Annotated in this window: 16 protein-coding genes; 7 read left to right on the top strand and 9 right to left on the bottom strand. The window is 65.9% G+C overall.

Features of this window, described 5'->3' with window-relative positions; genetic code table 11:
* Positions 1-86: 86 nt before the first annotated feature.
* The 3 genes from ACFQ50_RS02585 to ACFQ50_RS02575 form a co-directional block, all read right to left on the bottom strand.
* Positions 87-515 (bottom strand): HIT family protein, encoded by a 429-nt coding sequence (locus ACFQ50_RS02585; protein WP_377993967.1) that lies wholly within the window; start codon positions 513-515, stop codon positions 87-89.
* Positions 512-1,666, bottom strand: a complete 1,155-nt coding sequence (locus ACFQ50_RS02580) for an NAD(P)-dependent alcohol dehydrogenase (RefSeq protein ID WP_377993966.1) — start codon at positions 1,664-1,666, stop codon at positions 512-514. The genes ACFQ50_RS02585 and ACFQ50_RS02580 overlap by 4 nt, the downstream gene beginning before the upstream one ends.
* Before the next feature lie 79 nt (positions 1,667-1,745).
* On the bottom strand, positions 1,746-2,588 hold the full coding sequence (locus ACFQ50_RS02575; RefSeq protein ID WP_377993965.1) for a sulfurtransferase: 843 nt from the start codon (positions 2,586-2,588) through the stop codon (positions 1,746-1,748).
* A gap of 107 nt (positions 2,589-2,695) precedes the next feature.
* Here ACFQ50_RS02575 and ACFQ50_RS02570 point away from each other — a divergent pair, with 107 nt between their 5' ends.
* Positions 2,696-3,778: a PLP-dependent cysteine synthase family protein gene (locus ACFQ50_RS02570; RefSeq protein ID WP_377993964.1), complete on the top strand. Its 1,083-nt coding sequence runs from the start codon at positions 2,696-2,698 to the stop codon at positions 3,776-3,778.
* On the opposite strand, the gene ACFQ50_RS02565 is transcribed toward ACFQ50_RS02570, so the two are convergent.
* Positions 3,775-4,431, bottom strand: coding sequence for an MBL fold metallo-hydrolase (locus ACFQ50_RS02565; protein ID WP_377993963.1), 657 nt, complete (start codon positions 4,429-4,431; stop codon positions 3,775-3,777). The two genes, ACFQ50_RS02570 and ACFQ50_RS02565, sit on opposite strands and share 4 nt — an antisense overlap.
* Before the next feature lie 95 nt (positions 4,432-4,526).
* On the opposite strand from ACFQ50_RS02565, the gene ACFQ50_RS02560 reads away from it, so the two are divergent.
* Positions 4,527-4,991, top strand: coding sequence for a Fur family transcriptional regulator (locus ACFQ50_RS02560; protein WP_377993962.1), 465 nt, complete (start codon positions 4,527-4,529; stop codon positions 4,989-4,991).
* Positions 4,992-5,009: 18 nt separating this feature from the next.
* On the opposite strand, the gene ACFQ50_RS02555 is transcribed toward ACFQ50_RS02560, so the two are convergent.
* The 5 genes from ACFQ50_RS02555 to ACFQ50_RS02535 all read right to left on the bottom strand — a co-directional run bounded on the left by ACFQ50_RS02555 (position 5,010) and on the right by ACFQ50_RS02535 (position 10,278).
* Complete coding sequence (locus ACFQ50_RS02555) at positions 5,010-5,885, bottom strand: metal ABC transporter permease (protein WP_377993961.1); 876 nt, start codon at positions 5,883-5,885, stop codon at positions 5,010-5,012.
* Positions 5,885-6,700 carry a metal ABC transporter ATP-binding protein gene (locus tag ACFQ50_RS02550; RefSeq protein WP_377993960.1) on the bottom strand — a complete coding sequence of 272 codons (816 nt, stop codon included), beginning with the start codon at positions 6,698-6,700 and terminating at the stop codon, positions 5,885-5,887. Before ACFQ50_RS02550 ends, ACFQ50_RS02555 begins: the two co-directional genes overlap by 1 nt.
* Positions 6,697-7,668 carry a metal ABC transporter solute-binding protein, Zn/Mn family gene (locus ACFQ50_RS02545; RefSeq protein ID WP_377993959.1) on the bottom strand — a complete coding sequence of 324 codons (972 nt, stop codon included), beginning with the start codon at positions 7,666-7,668 and terminating at the stop codon, positions 6,697-6,699. The genes ACFQ50_RS02550 and ACFQ50_RS02545 overlap by 4 nt, the downstream gene beginning before the upstream one ends.
* A gap of 130 nt (positions 7,669-7,798) precedes the next feature.
* A complete protein-coding gene (locus ACFQ50_RS02540; protein WP_377993958.1) occupies positions 7,799-8,869 on the bottom strand; it encodes a hemolysin family protein in 1,071 nt (356 codons plus the stop codon).
* Complete coding sequence (locus ACFQ50_RS02535) at positions 8,866-10,278, bottom strand: hemolysin family protein (RefSeq protein WP_377993957.1); 1,413 nt, start codon at positions 10,276-10,278, stop codon at positions 8,866-8,868. The genes ACFQ50_RS02540 and ACFQ50_RS02535 overlap by 4 nt, the downstream gene beginning before the upstream one ends.
* A 364-nt stretch (positions 10,279-10,642) precedes the next feature.
* On the opposite strand from ACFQ50_RS02535, the gene ACFQ50_RS02530 reads away from it, so the two are divergent.
* From ACFQ50_RS02530 to ACFQ50_RS02510, 5 genes are all read left to right on the top strand, one after another.
* The gene (locus ACFQ50_RS02530) at positions 10,643-14,470 is read left to right on the top strand and encodes a multifunctional oxoglutarate decarboxylase/oxoglutarate dehydrogenase thiamine pyrophosphate-binding subunit/dihydrolipoyllysine-residue succinyltransferase subunit (RefSeq protein ID WP_377993956.1); all 3,828 of its coding nucleotides are present in this window, start codon (positions 10,643-10,645) and stop codon (positions 14,468-14,470) included.
* Between the two features lie 143 nt (positions 14,471-14,613).
* A complete protein-coding gene (locus tag ACFQ50_RS02525) occupies positions 14,614-15,213 on the top strand; it encodes a GDSL-type esterase/lipase family protein (RefSeq protein ID WP_377993955.1) in 600 nt (199 codons plus the stop codon).
* 89 nt (positions 15,214-15,302) lie between these two features.
* Entirely contained in the window at positions 15,303-16,130 is an 828-nt protein-coding gene (locus ACFQ50_RS02520) for a DUF4097 domain-containing protein (RefSeq protein WP_377993954.1), read from the top strand.
* Complete coding sequence (locus tag ACFQ50_RS02515; protein WP_377993953.1) at positions 16,130-16,735, top strand: PadR family transcriptional regulator; 606 nt, start codon at positions 16,130-16,132, stop codon at positions 16,733-16,735. Before ACFQ50_RS02520 ends, ACFQ50_RS02515 begins: the two co-directional genes overlap by 1 nt.
* Positions 16,736-16,859: 124 nt before the next feature.
* A complete protein-coding gene (locus ACFQ50_RS02510) occupies positions 16,860-16,934 on the top strand; it encodes a 50S ribosomal protein bL37 (RefSeq protein ID WP_369299106.1) in 75 nt (24 codons plus the stop codon).
* Positions 16,935-16,994: the final 60 nt, after the last annotated feature.

Genomic DNA, 16,994 nt, shown 5'->3' with positions numbered 1-16,994 from the left:
GGCAGGGCCGGGGCATACCTTGTCACCTGGGCCCGATGGAGAGTGGGCCAGTTAGGGGTTTTCCGGAGGGCCGGACCAGATTCTGCCTAGGCCTCCGGCACGAACTCCCCGTAGCCGGCATCGCGAAGGCCTGCCCGCAGCTTCTCTGCATTGGCGTCCAGCCTGGCCGGGTCCGGGTTGTGCTCGGCTGTGGCGAAATTGAATTCCGCCATGCTGTTGGAAGGCCACACGTGCACGTGCATGTGGTTGATCTCGTAACCAGCCACGATGAGTCCTGCCCGGGCTGCCCCGAAAGTGTCCACCTGCACCGCACCGATGCGCCGCGCCACTTCCATGACCCTGGCCAGCGTCTCGGGCGAGGCGTCCGTCCAGCGGTCCACTTCCTCGGTCGGAACCACCAGCGTGTGCCCGTCAGCAAGCGGTCCCATGGTCAGGAATGCCGCGACGTCCTGCTCGCGCCAGACAAACCGGCCAGGGATCTCCCCGTTGAGAATCTTGGTGAACAGCGTGCTCATGCGTCAGCCCTTTCCGACGGTTCCTGCAGCGTGGATGTATCCAGGACAAAACGGTACTTCACATCACCTGCGACCATCCGGTCATAGGCCGCGTTAAGTTGCTCAGCGCCAACAAGTTCGATGTCCGAGACGACCCCGTGCTCGGCGCAGAAGTCGAGCATCTCCTGCGTCTCAGCGATACCACCAATCAGGGACCCGGCGTACGAAATCCGCCTCCTGATCAGTGCCCCGGGGTTAACCGGCGGCATGGCATCGGAGGGCAGCCCCAGCTGGAAAAGGGCGCCGTCCCGGCGCAGGGTCCGCAAAAACGGGTTGAGGTCGTGCGGTGCTGCCACCGTATCGATAATGACGTCGACGCTCCGGTTCTCAGCGGCCATCGCTTTCTCGTCCCGGGAAAGTACTACTGCGTCGGCACCCAACTCAAGCGCAGCCGAAACCTTGGACTCAGAGGTAGTGAAGACCTTGACCTCGGCGCCCATCGCCTTGGCCAGTTTGACGGCCATGTGGCCGAGGCCGCCCAGGCCCACGACGCCGACCACGTGGCCTTCCCGCACACCGAAGTGGCGCAGCGGCGAGAACGTGGTGATCCCCGCACAGAGCAGCGGGGCAGCCGCCGCCGGGTCGAGGTTTTCCGGCACCCGCAGGACGTACCGCCGGTCCACCACCACGGAGGATGCGTAACCGCCCTGGGTGACAGCGTCCCCGTTCCTGGCGTCCTTGGCACCGTATGTCCCGGTCATGCCGCGTTCACAGTACTGCTCCAGCCCTTCGAGGCAGCTCCCGCATTCGCGGCAGGAGTCAACCATGCAGCCCACACCCACCCGGTCTCCCGGCTGAAGGTCCTTCACGTCCGAGCCAACGCGGCTGACCCTGCCCACGATCTCGTGGCCAGGTACGAGGGGATAGTTCTGGTTGCCCCACTCCCCCCGGGTGGCGTGAACGTCCGAGTGGCATAGCCCGCAGAACTCGATGGCAATCTCGACGTCGTCGGCCTTGGGTGCCCGGCGGGCAACGGTCAGCGCAACCAGTCCGCTCGTCGCCGATGATGCGCCACGGGCAGCGGCGAGACGTCCTTCCAGCGCTTCGACGGCGGTCTCTTCCAGCGGGATCCGCAGGTTCAGCGGCGGGGGTACGGGTCGTCCAGGAGTCATATGGCGACGCTACCGCGGCTCCCGGGTGACTTCCAATTGCCGCAGCGTTTCACGGGCCAGCTTGCAGCGCCTCCCGCGATCACGCTCCGGGATCGGCACCCGTAATCACGTGACGGGAGGCGTCGTTGCACCATTGGGAGAAGGAGCCGGGGAACAGCGCGGCGCTGAAACCGGCGATTTCCAGGGCGGCGATCTCATGCGAGGCTGTCACGCCGCTGCCGCAGTAGACAGCGGTGGGCGTCGTTGCGTCCACCCCCAGGCGTGCAAAGCGGCGCCGCAGCTCCGCCGGCGGCAGGAAGCGGCCGTCGTCGTCGAGGTTCCCGGTGGTGGGAGCGCTGACGGCGCCGGGAATGTGGCCGGCCCGGGGATCCACCGGTTCAACTTCCCCGCGGTACCGTTCTCCGGCGCGCGCATCCAGCAGCACGCCTCCGGCGGCCCAGTCCGCGGCCCCGTCGGCGTCGGTCACTGCCATGCCACCGCTGGCAAGCGTCACGTCTCCGGTGTCCGGCTCCACCGGGCCACCCTCCAACGGCAACCCTGCCGCACGCCAGGCGACCAGGCCGCCGTCGAGCAGGTAAACGGTGCGGACGCCGGCGTCCCGGAGCATCCACCACAGCCGGGCTGCGGAGGTGTTGCCGGCATCGTCATAGGCAACCACGACGTCGCCGTCGCAAATGCCCCACGACCGAGCGGCATCCTGGAAGCGGGGCTGTGACGGCAACGGGTGGCGTCCGCGGACAGGGTCGGCGGAGTCCGCCAGCTGCGTGGGCAGGTCGACGTACACGGCACCGGGGATGTGCTCTTGGAGGTAATGGCTGCGGCCCTCCGGATCCCCGAGCGCCCAGCGGACATCCAGCACCACAGTCCGCTGACCGGAGGCCTTCCGGGCGTTCAGCCCGGCCACGTCAATGAGGGTGTCCATCTGTCTCCTTGGGGTTGCCGGAAAGCCGCCGACGGCGGGACGTCACCCACTTTAGCCCTGCCCGGCCACGCTCGCCGGTAGGCTGATTCGGTGAACAGGTGGATTAGGTGAACCGAGGAGCGACCCGGGACCGGGCATGGGCGGACGAAGCTGTCCGCAAGATCAACGCGGAAAACAACCGGTCGGCAGACACCCACCTGTATTCGGTGCCGCTGCCGGAACACTGGGGCGTCCAGCTGTACCTCAAGGACGAATCCACGCACCGCTCCGGCAGCCTGAAACACCGGCTGGCCCGTTCCCTCTTCCTGTTCGGGCTGGTGAACGGCTGGATCCGCGAGGGTACCACCATCGTGGAGGCCTCCAGCGGCAGCACCGCGGTTTCAGAGGCCTACTTCGCACAACTCCTGGGCGTGCCGTTCATCGCCGTGATGACCCGCACCACCAGCCCGGAAAAGATCGCCCTGATCGAACAGTTCGGCGGCGCCTGCCTCCTGGTGGACCATGCCTCAGAGGTGTACGCGGCCGCCGCCGAGGTTGCCGCCACAAGCGGCGGCCACTACATGGACCAGTTCACCTACGCCGAGCGCGCCACGGACTGGCGGGGCAACAACAACATTGCCGAGTCCATCTTTGAGCAACTGGCGCTGGAGGAGCATCCGGTCCCCCGCTGGATCGTGGTGGGAGCCGGCACCGGCGGAACCAGCGCCACGATCGGCCGCTACCTCCGCTACCACCGCCACGCCACGTCCCTGGCGGTGGTCGACCCGGAGAACTCCGCCTTCTATCCCGGCTGGCGGAGCGGCATTGCGGATTTCAGCACCGGCATGCCTTCCCGGATCGAAGGGATCGGGCGGCCCCGCATGGAGCCAAGCTTCGTCCCCTCGGTCATCGACCACATGATCCAGGTACCCGACGCCGCGTCGGTCGCAGCCATGCGGCACCTGCACACGCTGGCGGGGCTGCACGCCGGGCCGTCCACGGGCACCAACCTCTGGGGCGTCTGGCAGCTCGTGGCCCAGATGGTATCGAACGGGGAACGCGGCAGCGTGGTGTCCCTGATGTGCGACGGCGGTGACCGGTACGCCGGCAGCCACTACAGCCCTGCGTGGCTGGCGGCCCAGGGACTGGATCCGCAGCCACACGAGGACACGCTGATGGCGTTCTTCGAGACGGGCGTCTGGCAGCCCTAAAGATCCACCGATTCCCGGCTGGAGAGGTGGGCGTACTCGGTGCCGTACTTTGCCCCGATCCGTTTGACGTGGCCCTCCACCAGCCCCAGACCGGTGTCGTTCAGCAGCCCGTCATGGATGTTGAAGGCCCGCTCGGCGCGGACGCCGATCACAAAGTCCACCACCTCGCCGACCTTGTTCCACGGGGCGTGGACCGGGACCAGGAGCGTGCGCACGCTGATGCCGTCCGGGATGATGAACGAGTCGCCCGGGTGGTACACGTTCTCGTCCACGAGGTAGCCGATGTTGGCGACCACCGGAATCTGGGGGTGAATCAGCGCGTGCTGGCCGCCGAAGCTGCGGACCGCAAACCCTGCAGCGTCAAAAGCCGTCCCGGGCTCCACGGCATGCACCCGTTCCGCGGCGTCCGGCGCTTCCTTGCGCACGTTCTGCGCCACGCCCTCCGGCGCGAAGAGCTCCAGCCCTCCGTTGTCCCCGAGCGCAGCAGCCACGGCGGGAACATCGATGTGGTCGGCGTGCTCGTGCGTGATGAGGACGGCGTGTGCGCCGTCCAGCGCCTCGGCGGTTTCGGAGAATGTCCCCGGATCCAGGACCAGCACCCGGCCGTCCTTTTCGAGCCGGACACAGGCATGCGTGAATTTTGTCAGCTTCATGAAGCCAGCCTAGGGACGGGCCCGATCAGTGTCCACGCGGCTCCGGCTGGTAACGTTAAAGCTTGTCATTACCCGAAAGAAAAGCGAGTTCATCCATGCCACAACGCGCCAGCGCTGACGGCAGACCACAGGCACCTTTGACGGCGGTTGGAGGGAAAGAGCAGCGCGTCACCAAGCAGCGGATCGCTGTGAGCGCCGCCCTGGACGAGCTCAATGACTTCGTGAGCACCCAGGAGCTGTACCGGATCCTCCAGAACAAGGGCGTGTCGGTCTCCCTGGCCACAGCCTACCGGATCCTGCAGTCGCTGGCCGACGAGGAACTCGTGGACGTGCTCCGCAACGGCGACGGCGAGGCCGTCTACCGCCGCTGCGCCGTGACGGTGCACCACCACCACCTCCTGTGCCGCAACTGCGGCAAGGCTGTGGAAGTGGAGGCGCCCGCCGTCGAAAGCTGGGCCGCGCGGACCGCGCAGGAGCACGGCTTCACGGAAGTGGCCCACACCGTTGAGATCTATGGGCTCTGCCCTGACTGCTCCGCACGCAAGGCCGCCGCGCAGTAACGCCACGGATACAGGTAGTTAGACGGTCCGCATGACCCTGCCGTTGAGGCCGCGCTTGGCGCGGACGCTGCCGATGACCCGGCACACGACGTAAATCAGGAACGACAGCGTGGTGACGTAGGGGCTGATGGGGATGCGCCCGCCGAGGGCCAGCAGTATTCCCCCCACGGTCGCCGAAACGGCGAACACCACGCTCAGCAGCACCACGAGTCGCGGCGAGGACGTCACCCGCAGGGCCGCAGCCGCCGGCGTGATCAGCAGGGCAAGAACCAGCAGCGCGCCCACAATCTGGATGGAAAGCGCCACACTGACACCCAGGAGCACCATGAACACCAGGGCCAGCGACCGCACGGGAACGCCGCGGGCCTCGGCCAGCTCCGGATCAACGCTGGCGAAGCTCAGCGGGCGCCAGATGAAGCACAGCGCCGCCATCACGGCCACCGCGGTCCCGGCCAGGACCTGCAGCTGAACAGTGTCCACCGACACAATCTGCCCGGTCAGGAGTCCGAACTTGTTGGCGGCCCTGCCCTCATAGAGCGACAGGAAAAGAATCCCAAGGCCCAGGCCGAAGGGCATGATGACGCCGATGATGGAGTTCTTGTCCCGCGCCCTAACACCCATGAGCCCGAGCAGCAGCGCAGCCGCCACGGACCCCACCAGGGAGCCGAACACCACGTCGGTGCCAATGAGGAGCGCGAAGGCGGCGCCGGCGAACGACAGTTCGGAAATTCCGTGGACCGCGAACGCCAGGTCGCGCTTCATGACAAAGGTCCCCACCAGACCGCCGAGGAGTCCAAGCACCGCGCCGGCCCACAGCGAGTTCTGCACCAGCACCAGCAGCTCGCCATAGTTCTCGAAGTTGAACACCGTTTGCAGGAAAGATGCCAGATCCATCAGGAACCCTCCCCCGCAGCGGCGTGCGCGTCGTCATGATGGTGGGTGGTGGCGTCGGGCAGACCGACGACGACGATCCGGCCGTTGGCATGGATCACTTCCACGTTGCTGTCGTAAAGATCGGAAAGGACTTCGGTGGTCATCACCTCGTGCGGCGTTCCCACGCTGAACCTGCCGCCGGCCAGGTACAGGATCCGGTCCACGTAGTCGATGATGGGGTTGATCTCATGGGTCACGAACACCACGGCGCTCTTCCGGTCATGGCATTGCTTGTTGATGAGCGCGCTAACGGCCTGCTGGTGGTGCAGGTCCAAGGACAGGAGCGGTTCGTCGCACAGCAGCACCTTCGGGTCGGTGGCCAGGGCCTGCGCCACACGCAGGCGCTGCTGCTCACCGCCGGATAATTGCCCGACGGGAACTTTGGCATAGTCGCTTGCCCCGACGAGCTCCAGCAGTTCGTCAATCCTGCGGTTGGCTTTGGCGGTGCCGAGCCGGATTCCCCAGCGATGCCCGTCGACGCCCAGTCCCACCAGGTCACGGGCGCGCATGGGGGTGTCCGGCAGGAAGGGCTTCTGCTGCGGGACATAGCCGATCATGTGGCTGCCCCGCTCCACCGGGTGTCCGCCGAGGTTGGCCTGGCCGGAGTGCAGCTCCTGAAGCCCCAGGAGGACTTTGAGGAAGCTGGTCTTGCCGCTGCCGTTGGGACCCAGCACCGCGAAGAACTCCCCCGGATTGATGTCCAGGTCCAGGCCTTCCCAGAGCGCGCGCCGGCCGAACTTCAGCGATGCCTGCTTCAGGCTGATGACTGGGTTCAACGCTGGCTCTTCAGTGCGTTGCTGATGTTGTCCACGTTGTCCGCCATCCATTCCAGGTAGGTCTTGCCGTCTGGAAGCGTTTCAGTGAAGTTCACCACCGGCGTTCCCGAAGCGCTGGCGGCGTTTTTGACAGCCTGGGTCTGCGGGCCTTCCGTCTGCTCGTTGTAGGCGAGGAAGCGTGTGTCCTTGGCGGCGGCCGTCGAGGTGGCTGCCCTCAGGACGGCGGGCGGAACGTCGGCGCCTTCCTCGACGGCGGCCGTGTACTCGGCAGGGGTGCGGTTCACCAGTCCTGCAGCTTCGAGCAGGTAGAGGGGCACCGGTTCGGTCACGGCGACGCCGGCACCGCCGTGCGAGGTCTTCATTGCGGAAATCTTACTCTCCAGCTTCGCGAGACCGGACTTGAACCCGGCGGCGTTGGCCTTGAACTGGTCGGCCGAGGCGGCGTCGAGCGCGCCAAGCCGGGCTGCCACGGCATCCGCAAGGTGTGTCATGGCGTCAAAGCTGTACCAGACGTGTTCGTTGAAGTCGCCATGGTCATGGGAGTGCCCGTCCTGGGCGTGGGCGGAGGCGGTGGCTGCCGATTCCGGCGCCAATCCCGACACCTCCACGGCACTGATGATGTTCTCGTGCGGCACGTTGCTGTCGTCCGCCAAGGTGTGGATGAAGTCGTCATAGCCGCCACCGTTTTCCACCACCAGCTTGGCCTTGGACACCTTCAGCCGGTCCTGGGCGTTGGCTTCGTAGGAGTGCGGATCCTGGCTCGGACGGGAGATGATGGCCGCGACGTTGACCTTGTCCCCGCCGACGACCTCAACGATGTCCCCGTAGACGTTCGTGGATGTGACAACGGCGATGCGGCCATCAGTTGCTTTGCCTGCCGACTCAGACGCCGGCGATCCGCAGCCGGTCAGGAGCAGGCCGAATCCGGCCAGGGCGGCGGTCAGGACGGTGCGGGCGTTGCTGGGCACGGAAAATACCTCGGTTCTGGACAGATCGGGTTGCGGGGAGGGGCAACCCCTAGTCGAGTGTATCGCTAAATAGGAATGATTCCTATTTAGAATTCACGACGGCGGTGCGCCGCCGGTACACCCGGGTCGGCTATTCGCCGTCGGGCCTGCCCAGCCGCCGGATGCCCTTGGCCTGGGTGGCATCCCGGATTTCCCCCACAAGCTGCTCGATCACGTCCTCCAGGAACAGCACGCCCTCGGTCTGGCCGCCCGGCCCGATGACGCGCGCCAGGTGGGAGCCGGAGCGCTGCATCACGGACATCGCCTTTTCTATCTCGTCGTCGCGCGAGAGATTGGCCAGTGACCGGATGCGGCTCTCCGCGATGGGCAGCTCATAACCGGATTCCGGGATGGCAAGCACATCCTTGATGTGGAGGTAGCCAGCCAGCAGGTTGTCATCGTCCAGCATCGGGAAGCGGGAGAAACCGGTCCGGCTGACAGCCTTTTCAAACTCCAGCGGGGAGGTTGACGACCTCAGCATGACCAGCCGCTCCAGTGGAACCATGACACTGCCGGCGGTGTACTCCGAGAATTCGAGGGCGCCGGTGATCAGGCCGGCGTCGTCGTCCACCAGGCCGTGCCGCGTGGACTCCTGCACGATGGATTGCACCTCCTCCAGCGTGAACGTAGAGCTGACCTCGTCCTTGGGCTCGATGCGCATCAGCCGCAGGATGTGGTTCGCGGACCAGTTCAGTGCCGCGATGACCGGGTTCACGATCCTTGCAATGAACATCAGCGGCGGAGCCAGGAGCAGCGCCGCCTTGTCGGCAACGGACACGGAAATGTTTTTGGGCACCATCTCGCCAAACGTCACATGCAGGAACGTCACCAGCATCAGGGCCACGGCAAACGCCGAGACGTCGGCAATTTCGGCGGGCACGCCCAGCCCGGCCAGGGGTACGGCCAACAGGTGGTGGATGGCCGGCTCCGCGACCAGAAGGATCAGCAGCGAGCACACTGTGATGCCCAGTTGCGCGCACGCCAGCATCAGCGAGACGTTCTCCATGGCCCGAAGGGTGGTCTGTGCGCGCAGTACACCCTGGTCCGCCAGGGGCTCGATCTGGCTCCGGCGTGCTGACATGACGGCGAATTCCGCGGCCACGAAAAAGGCATTGCCCAGGAGCAGCAGCACCAGCCAGAGCAGTCCCGCCCAGTCGCTCATGGCCGGCCGCCGTTCCCTGATTTCCCGTTCCCCGGCTTGCCGTGGTTGGCCGGCCCATGTTTGACCACTGTGCTCCTGCCGGCCTGGTCAGCGGCGGGCGGGTCCTGCGGTTCACGGTGCGGCCTGAAGCAGATCCGGTCGATGCGCCGGCCGTCCATCCTGGTGACGCTGAGCGTTCCGCCGCCGGCTTCCACAATGTCCCCCACCTGGGGTATCCGTCCGAGCTCGCTCATGACGTACCCGCCCACCGTCTCGTACGCGGCCTCGTCGGGAACGGTGAGGCCCGGAATCTGTTCCGAGAGTTCGTCCGGCCGCATCAGGCCAGGAAAATACCAGTCACCGGAGGCGCTTTGCAGCAGCCCGGGCCGGACTTTGTCGTGCTCGTCGGCCACTTCGCCCACGATTTCCTCGACCAGGTCCTCCAGCGTGGCTATGCCGGCAGTTCCGCCGTACTCGTCCAGCACCACAGCAAGCTGCAGGTTGCCCTCCCGCAGTTCGGCGAGCAGGGCATCGAGGTGGATGGTTTCGGGCACCCTGAGGACGTCCGTCATGATGGCACCCGCCTCAAGCTTTCGCCGGCGGTTCGGCGGGACCGCAATCGCCTTCTTGACGTGCACCAGCCCGCGGATGTCGTCCGCTGATTCACCGATGACGGGGAAGCGCGAATATCCGCTGCGGCGGGCCGCATCGATGATGTCCGACACCGGCTGGTCGGCGTCGATGGTTTCGACGCGGATGCGCGGAGTCATCACATCAGCTGCGCTGCGTCCGGAGAAGTTCAGCGTGCGGGCAATGAAGTTCGCGGTCCCCGGATCGAGCGTGCCCATGGCCGCGGACCTGCGTACCAGGGATGCAAGCTCTGCGGGCGTGCGGGCGCCGGAAATCTCCTCCTTGGCCTCCAGCCCGAAGACATTCAGCACCTTGTTGGAAAAACCGTTCAGGACCACGATGGCAGGCTTGAAAATCGCGGTAAAGACCAGCTGGGGCCGTGCCAGGGTGCGGCCCATGCGGAACGCGAGGGCAATGGCCATGTTTTTGGGAACGAGCTCGCCCAGGAGCATGGACAGCCCGGTTGCGACCACCATGGCGACCACGAGGGAAACGGAACCGGCCACCGGCTCCGGGATGCCGACGGCGGCAATGGGCACCTCGAGCAGCGCCCCCACGGACGGCTCCATGACGTAACCCGTCAAAAGCGTGGTCATGGTGATGCCGAGCTGGCAGCTGGAAAGCTGCGTGGACAGGGATTTCAGGCACTTGAGCAGCGGTACCGCAGCTGCGTCGCCGTCGTCAACGGCACGCTGCACTGTGGGCTGGTCCAGCGCAATAAGGGAAAATTCGACGGCAACGAAGAAGCCGGTTCCGAGGATGAGCATCAGGCCGGCAGCAACAAGGAGCCACTCCGTCATGGGAGTAAGCCCCCTGGCCGGCACCCGGATCTACCGTCCATGGCACCTGTATTTACTGTCCATAAGGATTGCAGTCTACAGGAGCAATGAGCCGCCAGAGAGGACCGGAGCGGCTCATCCCGCGGTCCGGACGCGGTGTCCGCGCGCGGTGGAAAGGACGCTGTCCGGGGCCTGTTTGGACGGCCATTTCGCCATAAATCGGACGGTACATGATTTGGGTCACCCTTATTGGCAGTTAAGCCGGAACGGTCACTAGACTGGCAAAGGTCTGGGTTCATAGGACACAGAAACTGGTTCGATTGTTGTGCCGTGGCACCTTAGGCGACCAGAGGGAAATCAAACTCATGGAAGAGGCGTATTTCAAGTGCCAGAGCAGCCTAGCCACCGTCTGCCAGAGGAATTTGGTGGAAACGAGTGGCTCGTTGACGAACTGTACGAGCGTTACCAGCAGGACAAGAACACGGTCGATGCCAAATGGTGGCCCCTGTTCGAATCATTCGACAGCGGCAACGGTCCATCTTCCAACGGCGTGCCGGCGGTGACGGCCCCGGCGGCCAATCCGGCTACCCGCGAAATACCCGTTGTCACTCCCCCGGCGCCCGCGACGGCACCGGCATCCGCTACTCCCGCGGCCCAGGCGCCTGCGGCAGCTCCGGCACCGGCGCCGGCAGCAGCCCCCGCCCAGCCTGCACCCGCCAAGAAGGCCCCGGCAACGGTGGCCCGCGACGGCGCCAAGAAGACCGAGGCGGGCACCGGCGCCCAGCCCATCCCGGCGCAGCTGCCGAAGAACGTCAAAGCTCCCACCGCCCCCGAGGAAGACGTCGTGTCCGTCCTTCGCGGGCCGGCCAAGGCCATTGCGTCGAACATGGTCACGAGCCTCGAGGTGCCCACTGCCACCAGCGTGAGGGCGGTTCCGGCCAAGCTCCTGATCGACAACCGGGTTGTCATCAACTCCAACCTGGCCCGCGCACGCGGCGGCAAGGTCTCCTTCACCCACCTCATCGGCTACGCCGTTGTCCGGGCGCTGTCCCAGTTCCCGTCCATGAACGTGTACTACGACGAGGTCGACGGCAAGCCCGTTGCGGTCCAGCCGGCACACGTGAACTTCGGCATCGCCATTGACATGCCCAAGCCCGACGGCACCCGCCTTCTGATGGTTCCCAACATCAAGAAGGCCGAAACGATGAACTTTGCGGAGTTCTGGCACACCTATGAAGACCTCATCAAGCGTGCCCGCAACGGCAAGCTGACGGCGGACGACCACGCGGGAACCACCGTCTCGCTGACCAACCCGGGCGGCATCGGCACCGTGCACTCGGTGCCCCGTCTGTCGAAGGGCCAGGCGGCCATCATCGGCGTCGGCGCCCTCGACTACCCGGCCGAATGGCAGGGCGCGAGCGAGAAGATCATCGCGCAGAACGCCATCAGCAAGATCCTCACCCTGACCTCCACCTATGACCACCGCGTCATCCAGGGTGCAGGCAGCGGCGAATTCCTCAAGCTCGTCCACTCGCTGCTCCTCGGCGCGCAGGACTTCTACGACGAGATCTTCGAAGCCCTGCGCATCCCTTACGAGCCTGTTCGCTGGAGCCCGGACCTGCAGGTGGACCCGTCCGACCAGATCAACAAGGTCGCCCGGATCCAGCAGCTGATCCACTCCTACCGCGTTCGCGGCCACCTCATGGCGGACACCGATCCCCTCGAGTACGTCCAGCGCAAGCACCCCGACCTCGACGTCCTCACCTACGGCCTGACCCTCTGGGACCTGGACCGCGAGTGGCCCACTGGCGGCTTCGGCGGCAAGCCGATGCTCAAGTTCCGCGACATCCTTGGCGTGCTCCGGGACGCCTACTGCCGCACCACCGGCATCGAGTACATGCACATCCAGGACCCGGCCGAGCGCAAGTGGTTCCAGGACCAGCTGGAGCACCCGTACTCCAAGCCGAGCCGCGACGAACAGCTGCGGATCGTCTCCAAGCTGAACGCCGCAGAGGCTTTCGAGACCTTCCTGCAGACCAAGTTCGTGGGCCAGAAGCGGTTCTCGCTTGAGGGCGGCGAATCGCTGATTCCGCTGCTGGATGCCATCATCTCCGACGCTGCCGACGACGCACTGGACGAGGTTGCCATCGGCATGGCCCACCGCGGCCGCCTGAACGTGCTGACCAACATCGCCGGAAAGACCTACGCCCAGGTGTTCCGCGAGTTCGAAGGCACCCAGGATCCGCGCTCCGTCCAGGGTTCCGGCGACGTCAAGTACCACCTCGGCACCGAGGGCACGTTCACGTCGGACAACGGCAAGGAGACGAAGGTCTACCTCGCCGCCAACCCGTCCCACCTTGAGGCCGTTGACTCGGTCCTGGAAGGCATCGTCCGCGCCAAGCAGGACCGCCTTGACCAGGGACAGTCGTTCCCTGTGCTGCCCATCATGGTTCACGGTGACGCAGCCTTCGCCGGCCAGGGTGTTGTGGCGGAAACGCTCAACCTGTCCCAGCTGCGCGGCTACCGCACCGGCGGAACCATCCACATCGTGGTCAACAACCAGGTCGGCTTCACCACCGCACCGTCCTCGTCGCGCTCGTCCACGTACTCCACGGACGTCGCCAAGATGATCCAGGCTCCGGTGTTCCACGTGAACGGCGATGACCCCGAGGCAGTCGTCCGCATCGGCCAGCTCGCCTACGAGTTCCGCCAGCGGTTCCACAAGGACGTTGTCATCGACATGGTCTGCTACCGCCGCCGTGGACACAACGAGGGCGATGACCCCTCGATGACGCAGCCGCTGATGTATAACCTCATCGAAGCCAAGCGCTCGGTACGCAAGCTCTACACCGAGTCGCTCATTGGCCGCGGCGACATCACCGAGGAAGAGGCCGAGCAGCTGCTCCGCGACTACCAGGAACGCCTCGAGCGCGTGTTCGCCGAGACCCACGCCGCCCAGACTTCGCCCATTCCGATCATCACGGCCGACTCGGCAGCGGTATCGGACATCGAGCGTCCCCAGGCACAGCAGTCGGACATCGGAACGAACGCCCCGGCGTCGACGGCCATCTCGGCCGATACGCTTGCCCGCATCGGCAAGGCGCACGTGGAGATCCCCGAAGGCTTCACCGTGCACGCCAAGCTCAAGCAGCTGCTGGAGAAGCGTGAACAGATGTCCCGCGAAGGCGGCATCGACTGGGGCTTCGGCGAGATCGCCGCGTTCGGCTCCCTGATCATGGAAGGCGTGCCCGTCCGGCTCGCCGGCCAGGACTCGCGCCGCGGAACCTTCGTCCAGCGCCACGCCGTGTTCCACGACCGGGCCAACGGCAACGAGTGGCTGCCGCTGGGCAACCTGTCGGACAACCAGGCCAAGCTCTGGATCTACGACTCCCTGCTGTCCGAATACGCGGCCATGGGCTTCGAATACGGCTACTCCGTGGAGCGCCCCGACGCCCTGGTCCTGTGGGAAGCACAGTTCGGCGATTTCGTCAACGGCGCGCAGACCATCATCGATGAGTTCATCTCGTCCGCCGAACAGAAGTGGGGCCAGCGCTCGTCGCTCGTGCTGATGCTTCCGCACGGCTACGAAGGACAGGGCCCGGACCACTCCTCGGCCCGCATCGAACGCTTCCTGCAGCTGTGCGCCGAGGAAAACATCGTCGTCGCCAACCCGACGACGGCGGCCTCGCACTTCCACCTGCTGCGCCGCCAGGCCTACAGCCGGCCACGCAAGCCGCTCATCATCTTCACGCCGAAGCAGCTGCTGCGCCTCAAGGCCGCTGCCTCGTCCGTGGAGGACTTCACCACCGGCGGTTTCCGCCCGGTGATCGGTGACCATGAGCAGCTGCCGGCGGACGCCGTCGAACGCGTTCTCCTCGTCTCCGGACGCCTGTACTACGATCTTCTGTCCACCCGGCAGAAGACCGGCGACAAGACGACGGCGATCGTCCGCGTGGAGCAGCTCTACCCGCTGCCGCAGGCGGAGATCGAGGCCGAGCTGGCCAAGTACCCGAACGCAGAAGTTGTGTGGGCGCAGGACGAGCCCGCCAACCAGGGTCCGTGGCCATTCATGGGGCTGCACCTGCCTACCGCCCTGGACCGGAAGGTGCGCCTGGTGTCACGCCCGGCTTCGGCGTCCACCGCGGCCGGCTCCATGAAGCGCCACGCTGCGGAGCAGGATGCACTGCTGAAGCAGGCATTCGCACGCAAGTAGCAGAACAGCTGCCCGGCCGGACGGTGACATACCGTTCCAGCCGGGCAGTTCTGTTTAATCGGCGTGAGTTAATGGACCTTTAGTGTTGGCATGCAAACGGTCCGTATCCGGGACACGCCCTCCCAACAAGTGAAGAGGTAGTAGTGGAAGACAGGAAGCTGCGGATTGCAGCTGTTGGAGATGAACTGCTGGCCGGGCTCGGCGACCCCCGGGCACTGGGGTGGCTGGGCAGGGTGCTCGCCCGCACTCCCCAGGACGGCGTGACGGTGGAGAGCTTTTCCCTTCCGTGTCCCCAGGAGGGCACCGAGGGCCTGTCTGCCCGCTGGCTCGAGGAGGCCGGCCGGAGGTTCAGCGACAACCACGAGAACCGGCTGGTCATCGGGCTGTCCGGCCGGGACATCGAGTTCGGGCTGTCCACTGCCCGGAGCCGGCTGAACCTCGCCAACATCCTGGATTCAGCCACCCAGAAGCGGCTGGAGGTCTTCGTCGTGGGGCCGCCTCCTACCCTGGATCCGGTCCAGAACCGCCGCCTCGGCGAGCTCAACACCGCCTTCGCCGACGTCACCACCCGGCGCAAGCACCTCTACGTCGACACGTTTTCGCCGCTGCTAAACCACGAACAATGGCGCCAGGACCTCGCGGCCAACGGGGGCACCCCGGGACAGGCGGGCTACGGGCTGATGGCCTGGCTGGTGCTGCACCGTGGCTGGTTCCAGTGGCTCGGGATGGATTCGCCCGAGTAGGAAACCCACTCGCGATATATCTTGATCTTCCGGCACTGAGGGACTAGCGTGGCTTGCACAGTCACGATATATCGCAAGTGGAGGGGATCATGGAAGAGAACTCCTGGACCGTCACCGGCCCGCAGACCATGGATGTCGACGGCGTCTCCCACCTGAAGGTGGGCATTGTCCGCGGCAGGCTGGACATCGTCACGCACGACGAGGCCGTGGTGCGGATCGGGGTATCGGAGGTGATCGGGGATCCGCTGGCGATCTCAGTGACGGGCGGGCGCCTCGAAATCCGCCACCAGTTGCACGGTCCACAGGGCTGGTTCAAGAACCTGATGGACTCGGTCAACAACAGCAGCAACAACTCCGTGGTCATCAGCATCGCCGTCCCGGCGGGCGTCGAGGTTGAGGCGGGCACCGTCAGCGGGGACGGCCTGGTCTCGGGTGTCCACGGACGGACCCGGCTCAGCACCGTGACCGGCTCCCTGCTGGCCGACGGGACTTCCGGTGAACTGCACGTCAACACGGTCAGCGGCGAGGTGATCGCCCGGAACCACAGCGGCGTCCTCACCGCAAAGAGTGTGTCCGGCGAGGTCACGGCGTCCGGCCAGTTCAGCAATATCCGGGCCAACACCGTCAGTGGGGACATGAGCTTTGACCTGCACGGCTTCACCCATGACTTCGGTGCGAACTCGGTGTCCGGGGACCTGACCGTCCGCGTGCCGCACGACGTCGGCGTGGACATCGTGGCCCAGTCGGCCAGCGGGCCGGTGGTCATCGACGACCGGAAGTACGGCCATCCCGGCGGCAAGGTGCAGACCATCTCGGGCCCGGACGCCAAGCTCATGCTGGTCCGGACCAACTCGGTATCCGGGAAGACGTCCATCTTCCACGGCCAGGCACCGGCCACCGCGGAACAGGGGCTCTGATGCCTCCCGTCTTTGCCCACGGCGCGCTCCGGCTCTACCTCCTGGCGCTCCTGGAGACGGGGCCCAAGCACGGGTATGAACTCATCAAGGCGCTCAGCGACCGGTTCGGCGGCACCTATTCCCCCAGTGCCGGAACCATCTATCCTCGCCTGGGCAAGCTGGAGGAGGAAGGCCTGGTGGCCACGGAATCGCAGGGCCGCCGCACCAACTACCGCATCACCGCTGCGGGCCTGGCTGAACTGGACAGCCGGCGCGAGGAGCTGGAGACCGTCGAGAACGACATTGCAGCGTCCGTCCGGCGGCTGGCCGATGACCTCCGTGCCGATATCCGCAGCAACATGCGCGGGCTGCGGGCGGACCTGGCGGCCACGGCCGAAGCGGCACGCTCCGCCGCCAGATCGGCGGACCTGGCCGGCCAGGGCCGCTTCACCGCCGAGGGGCAGCGAATGCTCATGGAAGCTGAGATGCTGCTGCAGGCGTTCCGCGACGACATGCGCACCGAACTGCGCCTTCACACCAGCGCCCGGCCCATGACGCCCGTGGCCCTGGAAACGGTGCGGACGGTCCTGGAGCAGGCCCGGGTCTCGATCCGCAACTCACTGTAGGGCCGGACCGGGGGCACCGCGGCGTCTCCCTGCGCCCCCGCATCGTCCCCGGTTCGCGGCCTGTCCGCTGATATGGGAGACTGGAGGGCAACTCTTTTGGGTAACGAAATTAAGGAGGCCAGCTATGAGCAAGCGTGCACGTAAGCGTCGTGACCGTAAGCGTGGCGGCGCGAACCACGGGAAGCGCCCCAACACCTAAGCCACGGCTTGAACCGAAGCTTAAACGCGATGCCCCCGCTACCAGCAAGGTAGCGGGGGC

Source organism: Arthrobacter sp. NPDC056493, assembly GCF_042795115.1.
In the GTDB taxonomy this organism is placed as follows: Bacteria; Actinomycetota; Actinomycetes; order Actinomycetales; family Micrococcaceae; genus Arthrobacter.
This window is presented reverse-complemented; position numbering and strand designations above follow the sequence as displayed.